This window comes from Paenibacillus sp. alder61 (assembly GCF_020179875.1).
Classification (GTDB): domain Bacteria; phylum Bacillota; class Bacilli; order Paenibacillales; family Paenibacillaceae; genus Fontibacillus; species Fontibacillus faecis.
This window is the reverse complement of record NZ_JAIUDG010000002.1, coordinates 144103-159521: the sequence shown is the minus strand read 5'-3', so window position 1 is coordinate 159521 and position 15419 is coordinate 144103. Positions and strand designations below refer to the sequence as shown.

The 15419-nt window shown below is 41.2% G+C and carries 17 protein-coding genes; 5 read left to right on the top strand and 12 right to left on the bottom strand.

Annotated elements, in window-relative coordinates; all coding sequences use genetic code 11:
* Positions 1-60: 60 nt before the first annotated feature.
* Positions 61-963 (bottom strand): toll/interleukin-1 receptor domain-containing protein, encoded by a 903-nt coding sequence (locus tag LBW89_RS02640; RefSeq protein WP_225038388.1) that lies wholly within the window; start codon positions 961-963, stop codon positions 61-63.
* A 348-nt stretch (positions 964-1311) separates the two neighbouring features.
* On the opposite strand from LBW89_RS02640, the gene LBW89_RS02635 reads away from it, so the two are divergent.
* Both LBW89_RS02635 and LBW89_RS02630 read left to right on the top strand, forming a co-directional pair.
* A complete protein-coding gene (locus tag LBW89_RS02635) occupies positions 1312-1470 on the top strand; it encodes a hypothetical protein (RefSeq protein WP_225038387.1) in 159 nt (52 codons plus the stop codon).
* Positions 1471-1584: 114 nt separating this feature from the next.
* The gene (locus LBW89_RS02630; protein WP_225038386.1) at positions 1585-4551 is read left to right on the top strand and encodes an AAA domain-containing protein; all 2967 of its coding nucleotides are present in this window, start codon (positions 1585-1587) and stop codon (positions 4549-4551) included.
* A gap of 261 nt (positions 4552-4812) precedes the next feature.
* Here the strand turns inward: LBW89_RS02630 and LBW89_RS02625 are convergent, their stop codons facing one another.
* The 11 genes from LBW89_RS02625 to LBW89_RS02575 form a co-directional block, all read right to left on the bottom strand.
* Entirely contained in the window at positions 4813-6423 is a 1611-nt protein-coding gene (locus LBW89_RS02625; RefSeq protein WP_225038385.1) for a DUF2326 domain-containing protein, read from the bottom strand.
* Positions 6401-6640, bottom strand: coding sequence for an ABC-three component system middle component 7 (locus LBW89_RS02620; protein WP_225038384.1), 240 nt, complete (start codon positions 6638-6640; stop codon positions 6401-6403). Before LBW89_RS02620 ends, LBW89_RS02625 begins: the two co-directional genes overlap by 23 nt.
* On the bottom strand, positions 6637-7407 hold the full coding sequence (locus LBW89_RS02615; RefSeq protein WP_225038383.1) for an ABC-three component system protein: 771 nt from the start codon (positions 7405-7407) through the stop codon (positions 6637-6639). Before LBW89_RS02615 ends, LBW89_RS02620 begins: the two co-directional genes overlap by 4 nt.
* Positions 7408-7732: 325 nt before the next feature.
* Positions 7733-8020 (bottom strand): DUF6809 family protein, encoded by a 288-nt coding sequence (locus LBW89_RS02610; RefSeq protein WP_225038382.1) that lies wholly within the window; start codon positions 8018-8020, stop codon positions 7733-7735.
* A gap of 312 nt (positions 8021-8332) precedes the next feature.
* Positions 8333-9508, bottom strand: a complete 1176-nt coding sequence (locus LBW89_RS02605; protein WP_412066984.1) for an ABC transporter substrate-binding protein — start codon at positions 9506-9508, stop codon at positions 8333-8335.
* A 15-nt stretch (positions 9509-9523) separates the two neighbouring features.
* On the bottom strand, positions 9524-9721 hold the full coding sequence (locus LBW89_RS02600) for a hypothetical protein (protein ID WP_225038381.1): 198 nt from the start codon (positions 9719-9721) through the stop codon (positions 9524-9526).
* A gap of 81 nt (positions 9722-9802) precedes the next feature.
* A complete protein-coding gene (locus LBW89_RS02595; protein ID WP_225038380.1) occupies positions 9803-10603 on the bottom strand; it encodes an endonuclease/exonuclease/phosphatase family protein in 801 nt (266 codons plus the stop codon).
* Between the two features lie 11 nt (positions 10604-10614).
* Positions 10615-11337, bottom strand: coding sequence for a carbohydrate ABC transporter permease (locus LBW89_RS02590; protein WP_225038379.1), 723 nt, complete (start codon positions 11335-11337; stop codon positions 10615-10617).
* Positions 11338-11438: 101 nt separating this feature from the next.
* Entirely contained in the window at positions 11439-11600 is a 162-nt protein-coding gene (locus LBW89_RS02585; RefSeq protein WP_225038378.1) for a hypothetical protein, read from the bottom strand.
* A gap of 68 nt (positions 11601-11668) precedes the next feature.
* Entirely contained in the window at positions 11669-12301 is a 633-nt protein-coding gene (locus LBW89_RS02580; RefSeq protein ID WP_225038377.1) for a carbohydrate ABC transporter permease, read from the bottom strand.
* Positions 12302-12456: 155 nt separating this feature from the next.
* Positions 12457-13170: a GntR family transcriptional regulator gene (locus LBW89_RS02575; RefSeq protein WP_225038376.1), complete on the bottom strand. Its 714-nt coding sequence runs from the start codon at positions 13168-13170 to the stop codon at positions 12457-12459.
* Positions 13171-13318: 148 nt separating this feature from the next.
* On the opposite strand from LBW89_RS02575, the gene LBW89_RS02570 reads away from it, so the two are divergent.
* Genes LBW89_RS02570 through LBW89_RS02560 form a run of 3 tightly spaced genes read left to right on the top strand, consistent with a single transcriptional unit; the run spans position 13319 to position 15064 of the window.
* Positions 13319-13924, top strand: coding sequence for a TetR/AcrR family transcriptional regulator (locus tag LBW89_RS02570; protein ID WP_225038375.1), 606 nt, complete (start codon positions 13319-13321; stop codon positions 13922-13924).
* A complete protein-coding gene (locus LBW89_RS02565) occupies positions 13905-14411 on the top strand; it encodes a flavodoxin family protein (RefSeq protein WP_225038374.1) in 507 nt (168 codons plus the stop codon). Before LBW89_RS02570 ends, LBW89_RS02565 begins: the two co-directional genes overlap by 20 nt.
* Positions 14408-15064 carry an NAD(P)H-dependent oxidoreductase gene (locus tag LBW89_RS02560; RefSeq protein ID WP_225038373.1) on the top strand — a complete coding sequence of 219 codons (657 nt, stop codon included), beginning with the start codon at positions 14408-14410 and terminating at the stop codon, positions 15062-15064. Before LBW89_RS02565 ends, LBW89_RS02560 begins: the two co-directional genes overlap by 4 nt.
* The last annotated feature ends 355 nt before the right edge of the window (positions 15065-15419 follow it).

The following is a 15419-nucleotide window of genomic DNA, read 5'->3' as shown; positions in this document are numbered from 1 at the left end:
AGAACAACAGCCCTATAGAGTGAATACAATGTTAGTCGAAGTTCTTGCCACCATAATATTCTAGAGGAGTTTATCTCCCTTATACCAATTGAATTTGTTCCTTACTTGTACTGCCAATTCTATTGCTGTCTCAACTGACTCATTGCCCCTTGAAAATCTATGAGTGAATTGTTTTGCTTCATCGATTGGAAGTCCATATTTATTTTGGAATTCCTCCATCTCCCTCCATACAAACTCATCACAAGCATTAACCGAGTTCCCCACATATTTATCAAAGTCGCTGGTCTTTAAATGATTCGGATTATATGCATCTTTATAAGTTGCCATATAAGCATTAGTTTTGGGTATTAATTTTATTGAGATAGATTTTCGTTCGTTGTCTGTACGTGCGCTAAGCGTTATTGAAAATTCATTTGCAGTGCCCCCAACCCAAGAAGACCAATTATATTCGATAGCTCGATCTACAAGTGTAGTAACGAGAGTTTCGAATTCTCTAATCCTAAACTCCTTCCAATTAACCTTCCTGCTGTTGGAAAACTTTCTCCAGTTATCTTGAGTAATTGCTTCAGTTTCTTCAATTCCAAATATACTCGCTAACTCATTAAAACCATTTTCGTAATCAATCCTAAAATCTGCAAACTTCCTATCTGCTAAGAATAAAGGAATGTCACAATCCCTATAATAGATAGGAAGCACAAAGACTTTCTTTAATTGCATTTGTTTGACCCACGCTGCTCCGATTTCACTTTTTACCCATTCTGAATTCAAAGCTTCTGGTGATAAAACAAGGCCAAGATATTCATTTTCACGAATACCTTCTTCAATTTTCCAAGTAATAGACTCTCCAATTCTTATTTCCCATTTGTCAAACCAAACATTTACGCCAATTCTTTTCAAGTCCCTTGCAAGTTTTTCTACAAAAGGTTTATCAATACTAGTGTGGCTCAAAAATATGCTAGGCATATTATCCTCTCCAATCTGCAGGAATTTCGACTAACATCCAGTTATTACGAAAAGCCCCAGCCCTAGATAGCTCCTATCTTAGGCTGGGGCATTTGTTTTGTCTGAGCATCTTCCATGATTATACATCTGTTAATAAGGGGGTGGTAGCCCCGAAGCATGGATATGATGTTATTTATAGATGTAGAGGACGAAGGTCTTGGCAGAAAGCCGGTTTATCCAAGCTTAATTAGCCAGCCGACGCTAATCAGATATTAGCCGATAATTAAGGCTGATTAAATTTCGAATAGATCAATCTTCCTAGTAATGGTAGTATTAGGGTATTGCACAAGCTCTTAAAGGAGGCGCACTATGAACTTTTTGATGACAAGAAACAGAGACGTTAGGCTCAACACAACCAAGTTAGATTTCGGCATCGTCGATCCTCAAGGTCAAATCAATGGGCTTCTCGATCTCGATATTCTTATGAGGTTACATGCAGTAATTGATTTAAAAGACCTCACTTTATAATTAGTTGAAAACGTAATCGAAAAAAGACTTAGGTGCAACGATACACCTAAATTTGAACCTCTTTAAAGGACATTTTAAGCTATCATCGATTTTCACATTATTATGGAGGATATCTTGCTAACAACTAATTTACTTCAGTATTATTTGGATTGCCTTAAGTACGAGAGTTATTATTCAATTCAGCTTAAACAAAATGAGTTATCGTTTTCTCAGATCAATCCAGCGGAACTAGATAAAGCTTTTGTTTCTTATGAAAGAATAAGTAAGCGATTAAAAGATGACCATGTCATAATGTTCGGCTACCCGTTATTGCGAAAAGGGCAAGGCGAAAAAGCAATTTATTTGCCTTTGATTTTATGGAGCAATTCGACTTTTTTAACGGATCGCGATTTATTTAAAGCAGATCAGTATGGATTTCATCAAGAACTTTACAGATCCGTCACGGACAAAAGTTCCGTTGATACAATACATAAACTAAAGGATCAATTTGCTTTATCCCCTAAGACCTTCTTGCGAGATGGACAAAATCTGCAAAAGCTGTTGGAGTACACTGATTACGAAATAAAAGATATTGTTTCAAGTTACGTAATCGTTCAAGCAGAACAAAAAAGTGCAAGTAACTATCTTATTGTTAATGAAATTAAAGAAATTTTAGATGGTAAATGCAAACCAAGCGCCGTACTTAACAGCTTCCTTACACATAGTTTTGCATTACAAAACCAATACACCGAGAGAACTCCGTTGCATCTTGTTCCAAGTAATTTTCCTCAAAATGCTGCGATTTCAGATATTGAAAATACAGTCAATATTATCAAAGGACCACCTGGTACGGGAAAAACCCAAACCATTTTAAACTTAATAGCAAATCAAATCGATCAACATGAATCATGTGTCGTCGCCAGTACAAATAATCAAGCGGTAGACAATATTTCTGAGAAGCTAAAGGGAAAAGGAATTAATCAACATTTTTTTGGTTTTGTTCGCTTGGGCAGTATAGCTCAAAATAAAAGAGAATCTTTGAAGATAAAAAATGAAATTGAACGGATGAAGAAAGAAGTTCAAACGATGCTGTCGGACGAAAGCTATATTAGCTTTAGAATGAAAAGTCAGGCCTTAATGGAGCGAATCAGTCAAGCCGAAAACATGGAACAACAAATCATTGATATGACAAATACAATCACCCAACTTGAACAGTTGGTTGGCATATTGAATGATCGTTTGCGTCTGCTTCATTTAACGAGCATGAAGAATGACTTTGAAGAACTCTCATTAGCAAATGAAAGAATTGAGCAGCGATTGCGTGCACTTGTAGACGATCCTCTACATTTATTTGGGAGTGATATTTTCCGTAAGTTTCGTGCTTTTGTGGCCAGGAAAATCGATGCCTACATGAAAAGACGAGTTAAAGCGTACTTACGCTCAATCGATGCTACCCATTTATGGGACTACATTGATATCACAAGTCCAACACATTCGCTAGCTCTTTGCGAAGAGATCGTTAAAGTCATTAACTTAGAGAATCGTCTTAAGCAATACAAAGTTGAGCTTTTGCAACTACAGCATCAGCAGAAGGAGCAAGCTCATAACTTAGAAACACTGTATAAAGAGAAAAATGAAATTGATCTTGAGATCGTTCGTTCACAGTGGCTTTCTAAAGCAAAACCGATATTGGAAGATGCAAAGGAAATGAGGAATATTGAAAGTCTTCTCAAAGAATTAAGTGAGGATGGAAGAATACGCCAAAATTCATCTGCCTTCTATTCATTTGTTAAGCTGTTTCCTGTACTATTAGTAAGTAATTTATCTGCTCGAAATTGTATTCCATACGGAACATCGGTAGACCTGGTCATTATAGATGAGTCGTCGCAATGTTCAATTCCAAGTGTGTTCTCCCTGTTACAAGTTTCAAGGAGAGCTTGCTTTTTTGGCGATATCCACCAATTAAGTCACATAGTTTCATTGGAAGACTCACTGTGTGATACATTGTTCGATAAATATGTCTCAGGCATTGAACGAACACCCTATTGTTTTCGTAACGTCTCTGCATTTGAAAGAGCTGAACAATCATGCCAGCATAATGACCGTGGAAAGCACTTATTAAGCTATCATTATCGCTGTATTCCTTCTATTGCTTCGTTCAGTAATCAGCAATTCTACCGCGGACGGTTGCGAATGATGCGCCAAGAGCCAGAGAGAAAGCCTTATCGTACTGGAATATTCTCAAAAAATGTATACGGAACCGCCTCTGGAACTTATAACCAGCAGGAATTGGATGAAATCAAATTAATAGTAGACAAACTAGAAAGTAATGGAGTTACTCAAATTGGAATTGTAACACCTTTCGCTGCACAGAAGAACAACTTAATACGAGCCTTTCGCCAAAATCCTAATATAAAGGTGGGAACTGTACATTCCTTCCAAGGTGGGGAATGTCAAGCCATTATATTCAGTACTGTCATTTCAAATGGTTCGTCTGCTTTTCAAGTTGATTTTGTGCAAAATAGTTACCGTTTAATCAATGTTGCTCTGACTAGAGCAATAGACTACTTTATCCTCGTAGGCAATTTAACGAAGATCGATAATGGTAAAGGCTATTTAACTAAGTTAAGCCATTATATTTACACCATAGAGGCTAGCAACTTCCATCGTCCTGCAATTGAATTATCTATTGAATTTAATAAAATTATACGACAAGAAAGTCGCAAAGCCCTCTTGCATCAGGGAGAACGGATGATTTTTAACAAGCTACAGATTTTTCTTGGCGGTATGCCATTCATTGTCTTTCCGAAAGTTCCCATTAAAGATGTATTATCCATCAATTTCGAGCTGGACAGTACACTAAAGTCATATTACTTTACTAGCCATATGGATTTTGTCATCTACGAAAAAGAATCGCTTCAGCCGCTATGTTCCATTGAATATGATGGGGAGTACCATAGACGTGATGAAAAAACAATAGAAAATGATGCAAAGAAGGATAAACTGTGCAGCTATGCAGAATTCCAGCTATTTCGTATAGCTTCTAATGATGAAGCAGAGGGTTGGGAAAGATTGAGGAACTATCTATACTCTTTTGCATAAAATGCAATTAATTACTAACACCGATTGGACTTTTGCTTGCTAATTGCCCCCTCCCTTCTCATCACGGGTAAATAACGTGAAAGATTTGCAGCCATACCCAAAACTTGGGACACGGCTGCAAATCTTTTCTTTCAGGTCCATATTGTTCAGCATCCGACATTTTCTCTCTCCAACCGGGAGACTCTATATATGAGTGAAATTAATTAAAAGCCCCGAAGAGTTTAGTTTTTTGCGCAACAGAGTATATTTTTTTTCATCTTGCTAACTTCGCCAGTCTTTTGTAAAAAGTAGCGAATCATTTGACAAGGAAACAGCCTTATGTTCGTTCAGTATTTGCTGTGCCTCCCTCGATAATCTATTTATTGCGTCTATGGCTATAAATATTTGTTTCTCGAGAAACATATCATCATTATAAATGTCAATAATGTTTTCAATAACACTATCCTCAATATTCTTAAATAATAACGAATCATGTATAAGTATAGGAAGTTGTGTAAGTTCAAGCACAGACAAATCAAGGATAAACAAATTAGTATATGCTTTTCCAGTACCTTTATTAACGAAAACCTTATATTCGTAATCATTTTCAGATAACAACAATTGCGGTGCCCTTCTCTTATCACTATGAAGTTGGTCGTTTATTTCTATAATTTTTTTATTAATTTTGTCATTTACTTCATTTAAACTTGTACTCTTTTGCTCACTTATTTCTTCAGATGTTTTCCCGATATTTTCTTTAATATTTTGAGTTTCAACATACATTTTATTCTCTAAATCAATATTTCTAAGTCTCAAAGATAAATCAAACATCCGTTGAACTAAATGGTTTGGCTGCCCCTCTGTCTTTAACAAAGAACTCATTCTACTGTCAATCATTATTAATTGTTCATCGAAATAATTCAGTTTATTTTCTAATTCTTTTTGCTCTTTCCTTAATTCAGATCCGAGAATCTTACTTATTTTTTGATGGAAACCTTCGACTTCCTTAATTCGTTCTATATTAACATTAGGAAAAAATTCAAGTAACTTATCATATTTCCGCTCTACATACTTTTCCTTCATGTTTTTATTGATGCGGTTTAGACGCGCTTTAAAATAATTCCTTTCCTTTAGCAGCTCGTTTTTCTCACCTTGTAGTTTAAAAACCTCCTCTGACAGCATATCACTTAAATTTAATGTATATTTGTAAATGTTTTCTTTAATAATATTTATCTCTACCTCGATATCAGATCTTTCCTTAATGTTTTTTTCATAAACTGATTTCGATATCTTAGGTAAATAATCGTACTTACTTGCTTTATTAATTGTAGTCTGTGAATCCTTAAGTGCTTTTAGTCTTTTTTCGCTTTCTATTACATGGTCATATTTATTAAATAATAAAAGGACCCTTTTTACTGTCTCGGCATTTTTTTCTTTTGGGAAGGTATGTAGAGGTCTTTTAACATCTATGTTATGTTTCCCCCATACCCTTGAATAAAGACTTACTGCAGCTCTAAATGACAAATGTTTAGTAGTCAGACGATAATTATTTTTCAGAAATTCCCAGTATTTTTCTAGAGGCTGTTCATCTATAACATCAAAGAATTTATTGCAAATATACACAATCTTAGGTTCAATTGTTTTTCGAATGAAGTAATATTCAGTATCAGAAAATTCAAGTATAATTTTAAATTGATGATGCCCTAACTCAGTCACCACATCATTATTATGCTCTATGTATGTGGTACCCCCAAAAACAAAATCTATTATCATGAGTAGTGTGGATTTACCAATTGAATTGGAAGCTTGATTATCACCTAGCACCACATTTAGACCTGGCTTAAAATTTATCGTTCCTATTCTAAATAAGTCACAACTTATCTGTTTTAACATAAGATAAGACCCCACTATCTTCTTCTACATTGATAATTTCCAGAATATAAAGTACCTCAAGGGAGTACATAAATTCCTCAATTCCCTCAAACTTATCATAAACTTCATTAAATAAATCAACTAAATAGATATTCCCCTGTTGCTTTAACTCTATTATACTGAGCATTTTATTAATGATCGATTCTTGATAGGTGGTTACTTTGTTAGGGACTATCAAGAGAACACCTCACAATTCTGCACAAAAAAAGATATAATAATTTTACAAACTTCAACGGGACTTCTTTCCGTCTTTTTACTTAACCATTCTGACATATATTGATATATATCTTCTTGATTCTGTCCACTCTTCTTGAGCGTCTTATAAAGTGCTTTTATTTGAGTCGCAATAGTCTCAAATGTATCTGGATTTGATTTATCCAATTGAGAGAATTGCTCCTGAATGTATAAGTAATAGTCATTTACATCTGCAATAATTCTTCTTTTAGTGGTTTTCTTAAGAGTACTATCTACCTTTTCTTCAATTTTTAACGCATCCATGCTTAATTTATCTGGGTCGAATTCCCAATCATCTTCATTTGCTAATAAATTTAAAATGGTATTTATCTCTGACTCAATTTGATAAGAAAAATATCTAGACCTATTTTCATCCCTTATTATTAGTTGTTTTTTTATTGCAACTAATCTTCTATACTCTTCAACAGTCCTAGGCTTATCAAACTTCCAATGGCAGTCTCTACAAAGAGCAATATAGTTTTCAATTGCATTAACGTCATCACTCAATTTTTCTTCATTTTTCAAAAGTTCTCGTTCTTCACTCGTTGGGTTTAATGGGTAAATGTGAGCTCCTTCAAAAATCCTATGAAGTTTATTACCTTTCTTATATAGCAAACTCTTTGCACATAAAGGACAGTAACCTTCAACTTCGGAAAATAGTTTAAGATTTTCATTATCAGTTAATGCTTTTCGATTGTCTTTCACTTTCACTGGCTCTACACCTCGATAGATTATACGTTCTTTTAAGTATCTTAAATGCGAGTATAGCTATTAGGTATCAATGATTGCATTCGACATTCTCTTCCAAATTCCTTTCCTGAATTTGGAGTTGATTCCCCTACATAAATAGTCTTATTGAACTAATCTTATTCTACTACAATTTGGAATTATATGCCGAAAAATTGATATTTTCTTAAAAATAAAAAAAACTCCCGCTAAAATTAGCAAAAGCATTGAATCCATATTATATTCACATAACAGCAAACACTTGTGGTTTCTGATTTATATTCAAAAATCCCAGGCTTCCTTCACCAACTCACTCCTTAACCCCCTTCCCCTCCCCACAAAACACCTCCACCAGCACCAAAGCCCCCATTCTAAACCCCTGAACAAAAGCCTCACTTGCTACCATAGAACTAGTCTCCCCATTCAAATCCAAGATCTCCTCAAGGGTTTTGAAATCGTCCTCCGAAAATCTTTGCTTGGCTTCTTCCATCAATGCAGAGATCTTTCTAGTCAACGGACGATACTCGGGATTCGAGGGGACTATATGCTCTTCGGGACGTAGGTTACCGTAATATAATTCTTCTATAATGTTCTTCATTGGCTCGACCTCTTAGGTTCTTGTCAAAGTAAGGAGTTAAAAAACTTGACGCCGCTCCCCCGAGACAAGTTTACCGTATACGATTAGAGCGAGTTGAATTTTATGCAATATTCGCATAATACTCTCTAAGTAAACAAAATCGGATAGGCGATCCGGCGATATCCTCCACCTGCATCCCCTTCAAGCAAACTCCTTAATCGTGTCCATTTACAACAAAAGAACGTGCACGGGCCGATCAAGGCTTCCCATGCACGTCTCCTATTTGTCATTACAACACGATTAACAAGGATTACTTTTTATTTACTCTAAGGACTACTTCTTATTCACCCTATTGTAGTCCTCCAAAGCTTTGTTGGAGGCGGCGGCCATATCTTTAATGGCTTGGTCGATATCTTTTTTGCCTGTAACATAGGCCAGGGTTTCGTCCTTTATCGCACGGTTGAATTCACCTGAGACCGGGTTCATGGGTTCCTGAGTTTCCGGAGACGATGCGTGCAGTTGCTCGATTGCGGTTTTAAATAAAGGATTTTCCTCCAAATGCTGCTTCATTTCAGGCAAATCATAGGTTTTTTTGTTGACCGGAAAATAACCGGTGCCTGTATGCCATGTAAATTGTGTTTTGGGAGAAGTGCTGTATTTCATATATTCCCATGCGGCATCGATGTTCGATGGTTCGCCTCTGTCCACCAGGTACAGCGCCGAACCGCCGACAGCTACTCCGCCTTTGTCACTTTCATGGACCTTAGGCAAGAACGCGGTGCCTACTTCAAATTTATCGCCCACCGCGGTTAACGTTCCTTTTACGCCTGCTGTTGAATTAAGGAACATGCCTAGCTTTCCTGCAGCAAAAACCTCGTTCGTTTTTACTTCCGGGCCCGTTTGGATGCCGCCGTATTCCACAGCCTTTTTCCAAGTGGTTAGGAATTGTTTCATCGTACCTGTCGAATCAAATTCTACTTGGGTCATGGTGTCTTCACGACCGTTTTTGTTATTGCCGATATAGCCTCCCTGCATCCCGATCCAGCTCGATAAGTGGTATTGGTCCGGCGTTACGGAAAGACCCCATTGCGTCACTTGATCTCCGTTCCTTTTCGTCATCTTGGCGGCGTATTGGCCCATTTCATCAATGGTTTGAGGAGGTTTATTCGGGTCCAACCCCGCTTCTTTAAACATGTTTTTATTGTAGTACAACAAAACTGTAGAGTTGGCAAACGGAACTCCCGCCAATTTACCTTTGAAGCTGAAGGAAGAAACGGTATTGGGCTCTAAATCCGCTATATTGAAAGAAGGGTCTTTATCGATCATCGATTGCGCCCAGATAATACTAGGCACGTCCTTGATATATGCCGTGTCCGATGCGGGAACTTGTACGATATCCGGCAAGTTTTTGGTATCCTTCGCCTGGACGGCCGCTTTTACTTTTTTCAGCAAGTCCTGGTAACTGCCTTGAAATACCGGCGTAACTTCAATCCCCTTTTCCTTGCCTATCGTATCGTTGAAATTTTAGACGACTTCTTTCACCACACCTTCATTCGTGCCCCCCATGGCATGCCAAAATGTTAAATGAACCGTTCCGGAATGGCTAGCTTCAGCCACCGCGCTGCTGCTAGCGTCCATGGAAGATGCGGTTGTGTCGGTTTTCGTCCCGCACCCGGTAAGTAGTATGATCGATGCGGCTAGTACTGCAATGGTTTTCCTCATTCCCAAATCCTCCTAATGGTTATGTGTGTTTTTTATATTAACTACCTATCAGTGCGCTGGGTCTGCGTCTGAATGGGCAGGTTAATCTGCTTGCATTTCCATATGGGCCACGATCGGATAATGATCCGACGGGTACCCATCTTCAACCTTGTCTCTCACAATCGCACTGGATTTAAAGTCAATCCCTTGACTGCTCATAATGTAATCGATAGGTCTGCCTTCCGTGCCCCCTTGATAGCCGTGAAACGTTCTGCTATGTTTCTTCTCCTCCTCGGACATAAGGTCGAAGCAACTTGTCATCGGCTCGAATTCATGGATCACATCGAGCAATCCACTCTCCGGAGTATCGTTGAAATCGCCGGTTAGCATGACCGGTAAGGGGATGTCCAGATTCTGTTCCCGCATGTTTTTCAAAATCAGTCTCAACCCTTCTGTTCTAGCCACCTTGCCTATATGATCCAGATGAGTATTAAAAAACCTTATCGCGGGCTTTGTCTCGCCATGAAAAGCAAGCTCTACCCATGAACAAATTCTTTCGCATTGGGCATCCCAGCCAAAACTGCCGATCACATCCGGAGTTTCCGACAACATAAACGAACCGCTTCGCAAGATGGAAAAGCTGTCCCTTTTAACAAAAATAGCGCTGAATTCCCCCGCCTCTTCCGCACGGGTTCGGTTAACCCCATATACGTCATAGGTTCCGTGGAATCGGTCTTTTAGCCAATCCAGCATAAGAACCGTCGCTTCCTGCGTACCGATCAAATCCGGCTTGCGGTCCTCGATGATTTTGGCTACCCAATGCTTTCTTTTTCCCCATACATAAGGGTCTGTAGCTACTGCCGTACGCAAATTGAATGTCATCACGGTAAACGTTCTGCTCACTTCAACGCCTCCTATCCTTTAATTGCAGAAAATGTAATCCCTTGTACCAACTGCCTCTGGAATACGAGGAAAATAAATACCGATGGAATCAGAATGACCGTAACCCCCGCCATTACCGGGCCGTACACCATGCTTTCTTCGAATTGGAGCATCGTAATTCCAACCTGCACGGTTCTCATATGCTCGGTGTTGGTAACCAATAAAGGCCATAAGTAAGCATTCCACAGCCCGATAAAAGAAGCGATAAATATGGACGACAATACGGATCTGGACATCGGCAGCAGGATATTCAGAAAAAAACGCAGATCCCCGCAGCCATCGACGAACGCGGCATCCCTGAAATCCCTCGGCATCGTTTTGAAATGCTGCCGCAGCATAAACATAAACGTGGCCGAGGCGATCATGACAATCATAATGCCTGCATAGGTGTTGATTAATTTCATATTCGCTACGGTGATGTAATTGGTAATAATGAGCATATCGCCCGGAATCATCATCGTTCCCAGAATAATCAGAAACCAAAAATGTTTGCCCTTAAAATCGAAGAAAGCAAAGGCGTACGCCGCTAAGCTGCTTGTAATCAATCTTCCGATCGTTCCGATCGACGCGATCAAAAAGGAGTTCCACATAAACAGGAGAATAGGCGTGGACGTAAACACCGTCTTGTAATTCTCCCAATATAAGGTGCTTGGAAATAACTTGGGAGGATAGGAGCTTAGGTCAGACGCGCTCATCAAGCTTACTCCCACGCAATAAATAACCGGAAAGGAGACAATCAGTCCTACAAGAAGACAAAGAATGCTCATGAACAGCTTGTGTACATACCTGGATCTCATCATGTGTAATGAACCCCTTTTTTCTCATATACAAAGCTCAGCAAAGTAACCAGCATAACAATGACGAAGATTAAGACCGCTACGGCGGATCCATATCCGTATTTCGCATTCTCAAACGCCTCGATATACATCCAGTACATCATCGTTTCCGTAGATCCCATAGGACCCCCTTTCGTGATAATCCATACGGGACCGAAAACCATCAATGAACCGATCAAATCGGTACAAATCAAGAAAAAATCGTGGGGGAGATCAAGGGCATTTTTATGCTTACCAGCTTCTGAAAATAGTTGCAGCCTTCCATATCCGCCGCTTCCAACAACTCTGACGGCACATTGCGGAGCGCCGCAAGCAAAAACAAAAAGCTGAACCCGAGTCCCATCCACACGCTAAGGATCGAAATGCCTACCATCGCATATTTTTCATCGCCAAACCAGTCGATGCCTAAGCCTGTCAAATAGTTAAACATACCGATTGTCGGATTCATAAGCAGTTGGAAGATCATGACGGCCGAAGACATGGATACCGCCATGGGCAGTGCGAACATAATTTGATAAATGTGATTTCCTTTTCTCTTCTTTTCCGCCAAAAGCGCCAAAGCCAAACTGATAAAAAATGTAGCGGGAATCGTTATCGCCGTATATTCCAACGTATTTAACAAGGTATTGATCAACATCTTATCTTTGAAAAGATTAATAAAGTTTTCGAACCCGACAAACTCAACCGGGTTTCCATTCAGATCAACCAAAGTAAATCCCAAGTAGACCGTCTTGGCGAACGGATAATAGGTGAACAAAATAACAAACAGCAAACATGGCAACATAAACAAATAAGGTTTGATTATTTTTTTTATCCAGCCCATACAGGACTCCCTTCCCATTTTTCAAGAGGTATAGACATCTTTGCCAATATCGTAACGTGAAAGTATTCGCCGACTGTCAAATCGATTTATATGTTTTGTAAAAGCAAAAGAACCCGCTCTGTAGAAACAGAACGGGCTCCTCGCGGTCAAATCGGCTAGATCGTGCGTCTTATGCGGAACGTGAAGACATCGTTGCGCAAATAATCCAGCGAGTACAGGACAGGTTGATTGACTTCGTCATAATGAGTCTGCTTCAGCAGCAGCACGGTCGTTTGCGGGTGCAGCAGAAGCCGCTGGCAATTGCGGTCGATATGCAGCGGTACGCTGATTTCCGAATCGGCCGTCACGATCTTGCGGCCAAGCTGCTTCTCGAAAAATTCCAACAGCGAGCCTTCGAACTGGCCGTTATCGAAGCGATCGCCCGCGATCTGCCGGGGGATGACGTTGATCGAATAGGAAACGGGCTCTCCGTTGGCCGAACGAAACCGCTCCAGCATAATAACCGGATCATCCGGCTGAATGCCCAGCGCTTGGGCAGCTTCCGGCGCGCATCGCTCCGTCTTGAGCCGAACGCGTTCCTCGCCCTCATCCAACCGGGCAGCCTGAATCATCGAGCCGATGCTCGACAGCTTCTCAAGCGAACTTGAGATGAGCGGCAGCGGCTGGATCACGAACGTTCCCACCCCGTGCTTGATGAGAAGCCTTCCTTCCTGCTCCAACGCGCGAACCGCCGAACGAAAGGTTTCGCGGCTGACGCCGAACTCCTTGGCCATCACCAGCTCCGAAGGCATCCGTTCGCCGATTCGCAGTTCCCCGTTGTCAATCATTTCCGCTAACCGCTGCTTGACTTGATAGTGTTTAGCCTGCATAACTACGTCTACTCCTCTAGACAACTTTATTCAATTCTGTTGGATATCCGTATCCGTTGTCAAGTAGGACGTGACAGTCACCAATCTTGACAGCGTCAAGATTTAAAGTTATCTTTACATTGTAAAGTTAAGGCAAGGAGCGATATTTTTGAAGCCTAAACCCTATCATCATGGAGATTTACGTAACACCTTAATCGAAACCGGCATTGAGCTAATTAGCAAGGAAGGGTTAGGAGGTTTCTCCTTGCGTAAGGTTGCAGCCAAATGCGGTGTCAGTCACGCTGCTCCTTACAGTCATTTCAAGGATATGCAGGAGCTGTTGGCGGCCATGGCAGATCATGTCACCGAGCAGTTTACGGCTTCCCTACAAGCCTCCATTGAAGGGCAAAGCGACCCCATGTCGGCCATGGAAAAGCTTGGAACGGCCTATATTACTTTTTTCGAGCAGCATCCTGCTTACCTGCCGTTCTTATTTTTTCAGTCGGGCATTATCATTCAGGTAGACGAAGGAGCGGAAGATGTTCCCCCTTACCCGCCGTTTGCGGTATTCCGGGCAACCGGCTACCGGCTGTTCCGCAGTTTGGGTCTTCCACCTGAGTTGGACGACAAAATGCTGATGGCCTACTGGTCGCTTGTACATGGCGTGGCATCCCTACTATCCAGCAGCGGCATTCGATATTCGGGCAATTGGCAAAAGGTATGGCAAATCATTCTTCAATCGGGAGGAACAGCAAATGAGACTGATTGTCCATGATCTGGCGAACGATGATTATGATGCTTGGCTAAGCGGCTTCAGCAGGGATACGGATGAAGTCATTGGAGAGTCCGGTACCATTCGTCATTGTGTAGGCTGCTTTGGTTGTTGGGTCCGCACTCCGGGAACCTGTGTGCTTAAAGATCCCTATAAGCACATGGGCGAACGGCTCGCCGCCTGCGATGAATTTGTGCTGATCAGCCGCAACGTGTATGGAGGTTACAGCCCGTTCGTCAGCAATGTGTTGAACAGATCATTACCCTACATCCTGCCCTATTTTGTAATCCAAGACGGTGAGACCCACCACCAGCAACGCTACAAGCAGCGATTCAAGTTCTCGGCCCATTTCTATGGAGAAGGAATAACGGAGGCGGAACGCCACACGGCACAAGCATTGACCCGGGCCAATGCAAAAAATCTGGATGCGTCCCAATACAGTGTTTCTTTTCACAACACGCTTCACGAGTTGGCGGAGGTGCAACCATGAAAATGGCTCTGATAAACGGCAGCCCCAAGGGTGGACCCAGCAACTCCGGATTTCTGCTGGATAAGCTCAAGCCGCTCATCACCGAAGGCAACGAGCTTAACTCATACCGAGTTAATGCAAAGCAGTTGAAGCCCGAGCAATATCGGGAGCTTAACGAAGCCGATGTCATCGTGCTGGCATTTCCGCTCTATTTTGACGCCATCCCTTCACATCTGCTGCGGATGATGGTCGAATTGGAGAATTACCGGCAGAGTGAGCCAGGGAACCCGAACCTCATCGTTTATACGCTAATTAATAATGGATTTTTCGAAGGCCGTCAGTGCATCATTGCAGCAGATATGGTTAGCAACTGGTGCATACGCTGCGGCTTCCGTTTTGGAATGGCCGTCGGTCACGGAGCAGGAGAGATGTTCAACAACTTAAAACAGGTGCCGCTGGGTAAAGGCCCACTGAAGAATCTCGGCAAGGCGATGGCCCGGCTCTCCACGGCTATCCTCACCCGCAGCAGTGCAGAATCGCTGTTCATTCAGCCAAACTTCCCGCGTATGCTGTGGCGTTTGTCCGCTACCCATTTCTTCTGGCACCGCAAAGCAAAGCAGAATGGACTCCGACCGAAGGATCTGAGGAAGCAGCCGTTTCAGGAAAGCCGGTAACGTAGATAGATCATGCGTTTCAATGATACGAAGATGCTACTTGTCCCAGTTCCACGGCATGCCCCTCGCTGACGGACAAAGCAATCAAATGCAGGAAAGGCGGAGCTGGGCAAGGATGTGATAGGGTTTCGAATGTACGTTGCCAACATCCAGAATCGTAGACATAAAGTTCCACCATCGGAGTCTACATGATTAACGGGAAAATATCCCGTTAATGTACCGCTCTTGGCTCTTCATTCAGATTTAGCTGGAAAAACTCCATCTATTTCGCTGCCCTATTGCCGAAACACACCATTTCAGGCGAATTAACTGGATGTTTTCCAGCTAATTTGCCTCTGCAGCCGCATATGTACCA

Bases quoted from the DNA above. Each gene is read 5' to 3' on its own strand.
- LBW89_RS02575 (WP_225038376.1), bottom strand. From the start codon at position 13,170: ATGCAGGCTAAACACTATCAAGTCAAGCAGCGGTTAGCGGAAATGATT.
- LBW89_RS02560 (WP_225038373.1), top strand. From the start codon at position 14,408: ATGAAAATGGCTCTGATAAACGGCAGCCCCAAGGGTGGACCCAGCAAC.
- LBW89_RS02600 (WP_225038381.1), bottom strand. From the start codon at position 9,721: ATGAGGAAAACCATTGCAGTACTAGCCGCATCGATCATACTACTTACC.
- LBW89_RS02590 (WP_225038379.1), bottom strand. From the start codon at position 11,337: ATGAGCGCGTCTGACCTAAGCTCCTATCCTCCCAAGTTATTTCCAAGC.
- LBW89_RS02635 (WP_225038387.1), top strand. From the start codon at position 1,312: ATGAACTTTTTGATGACAAGAAACAGAGACGTTAGGCTCAACACAACC.
- LBW89_RS02640 (WP_225038388.1), bottom strand. From the start codon at position 963: ATGCCTAGCATATTTTTGAGCCACACTAGTATTGATAAACCTTTTGTA.
- LBW89_RS02625 (WP_225038385.1), bottom strand. From the start codon at position 6,423: ATGTTAAAACAGATAAGTTGTGACTTATTTAGAATAGGAACGATAAAT.
- LBW89_RS02580 (WP_225038377.1), bottom strand. From the start codon at position 12,301: ATGGGCTGGATAAAAAAAATAATCAAACCTTATTTGTTTATGTTGCCA.
- LBW89_RS02585 (WP_225038378.1), bottom strand. From the start codon at position 11,600: ATGGGATCTACGGAAACGATGATGTACTGGATGTATATCGAGGCGTTT.
- LBW89_RS02565 (WP_225038374.1), top strand. From the start codon at position 13,905: ATGAGACTGATTGTCCATGATCTGGCGAACGATGATTATGATGCTTGG.
- LBW89_RS02610 (WP_225038382.1), bottom strand. From the start codon at position 8,020: ATGAAGAACATTATAGAAGAATTATATTACGGTAACCTACGTCCCGAA.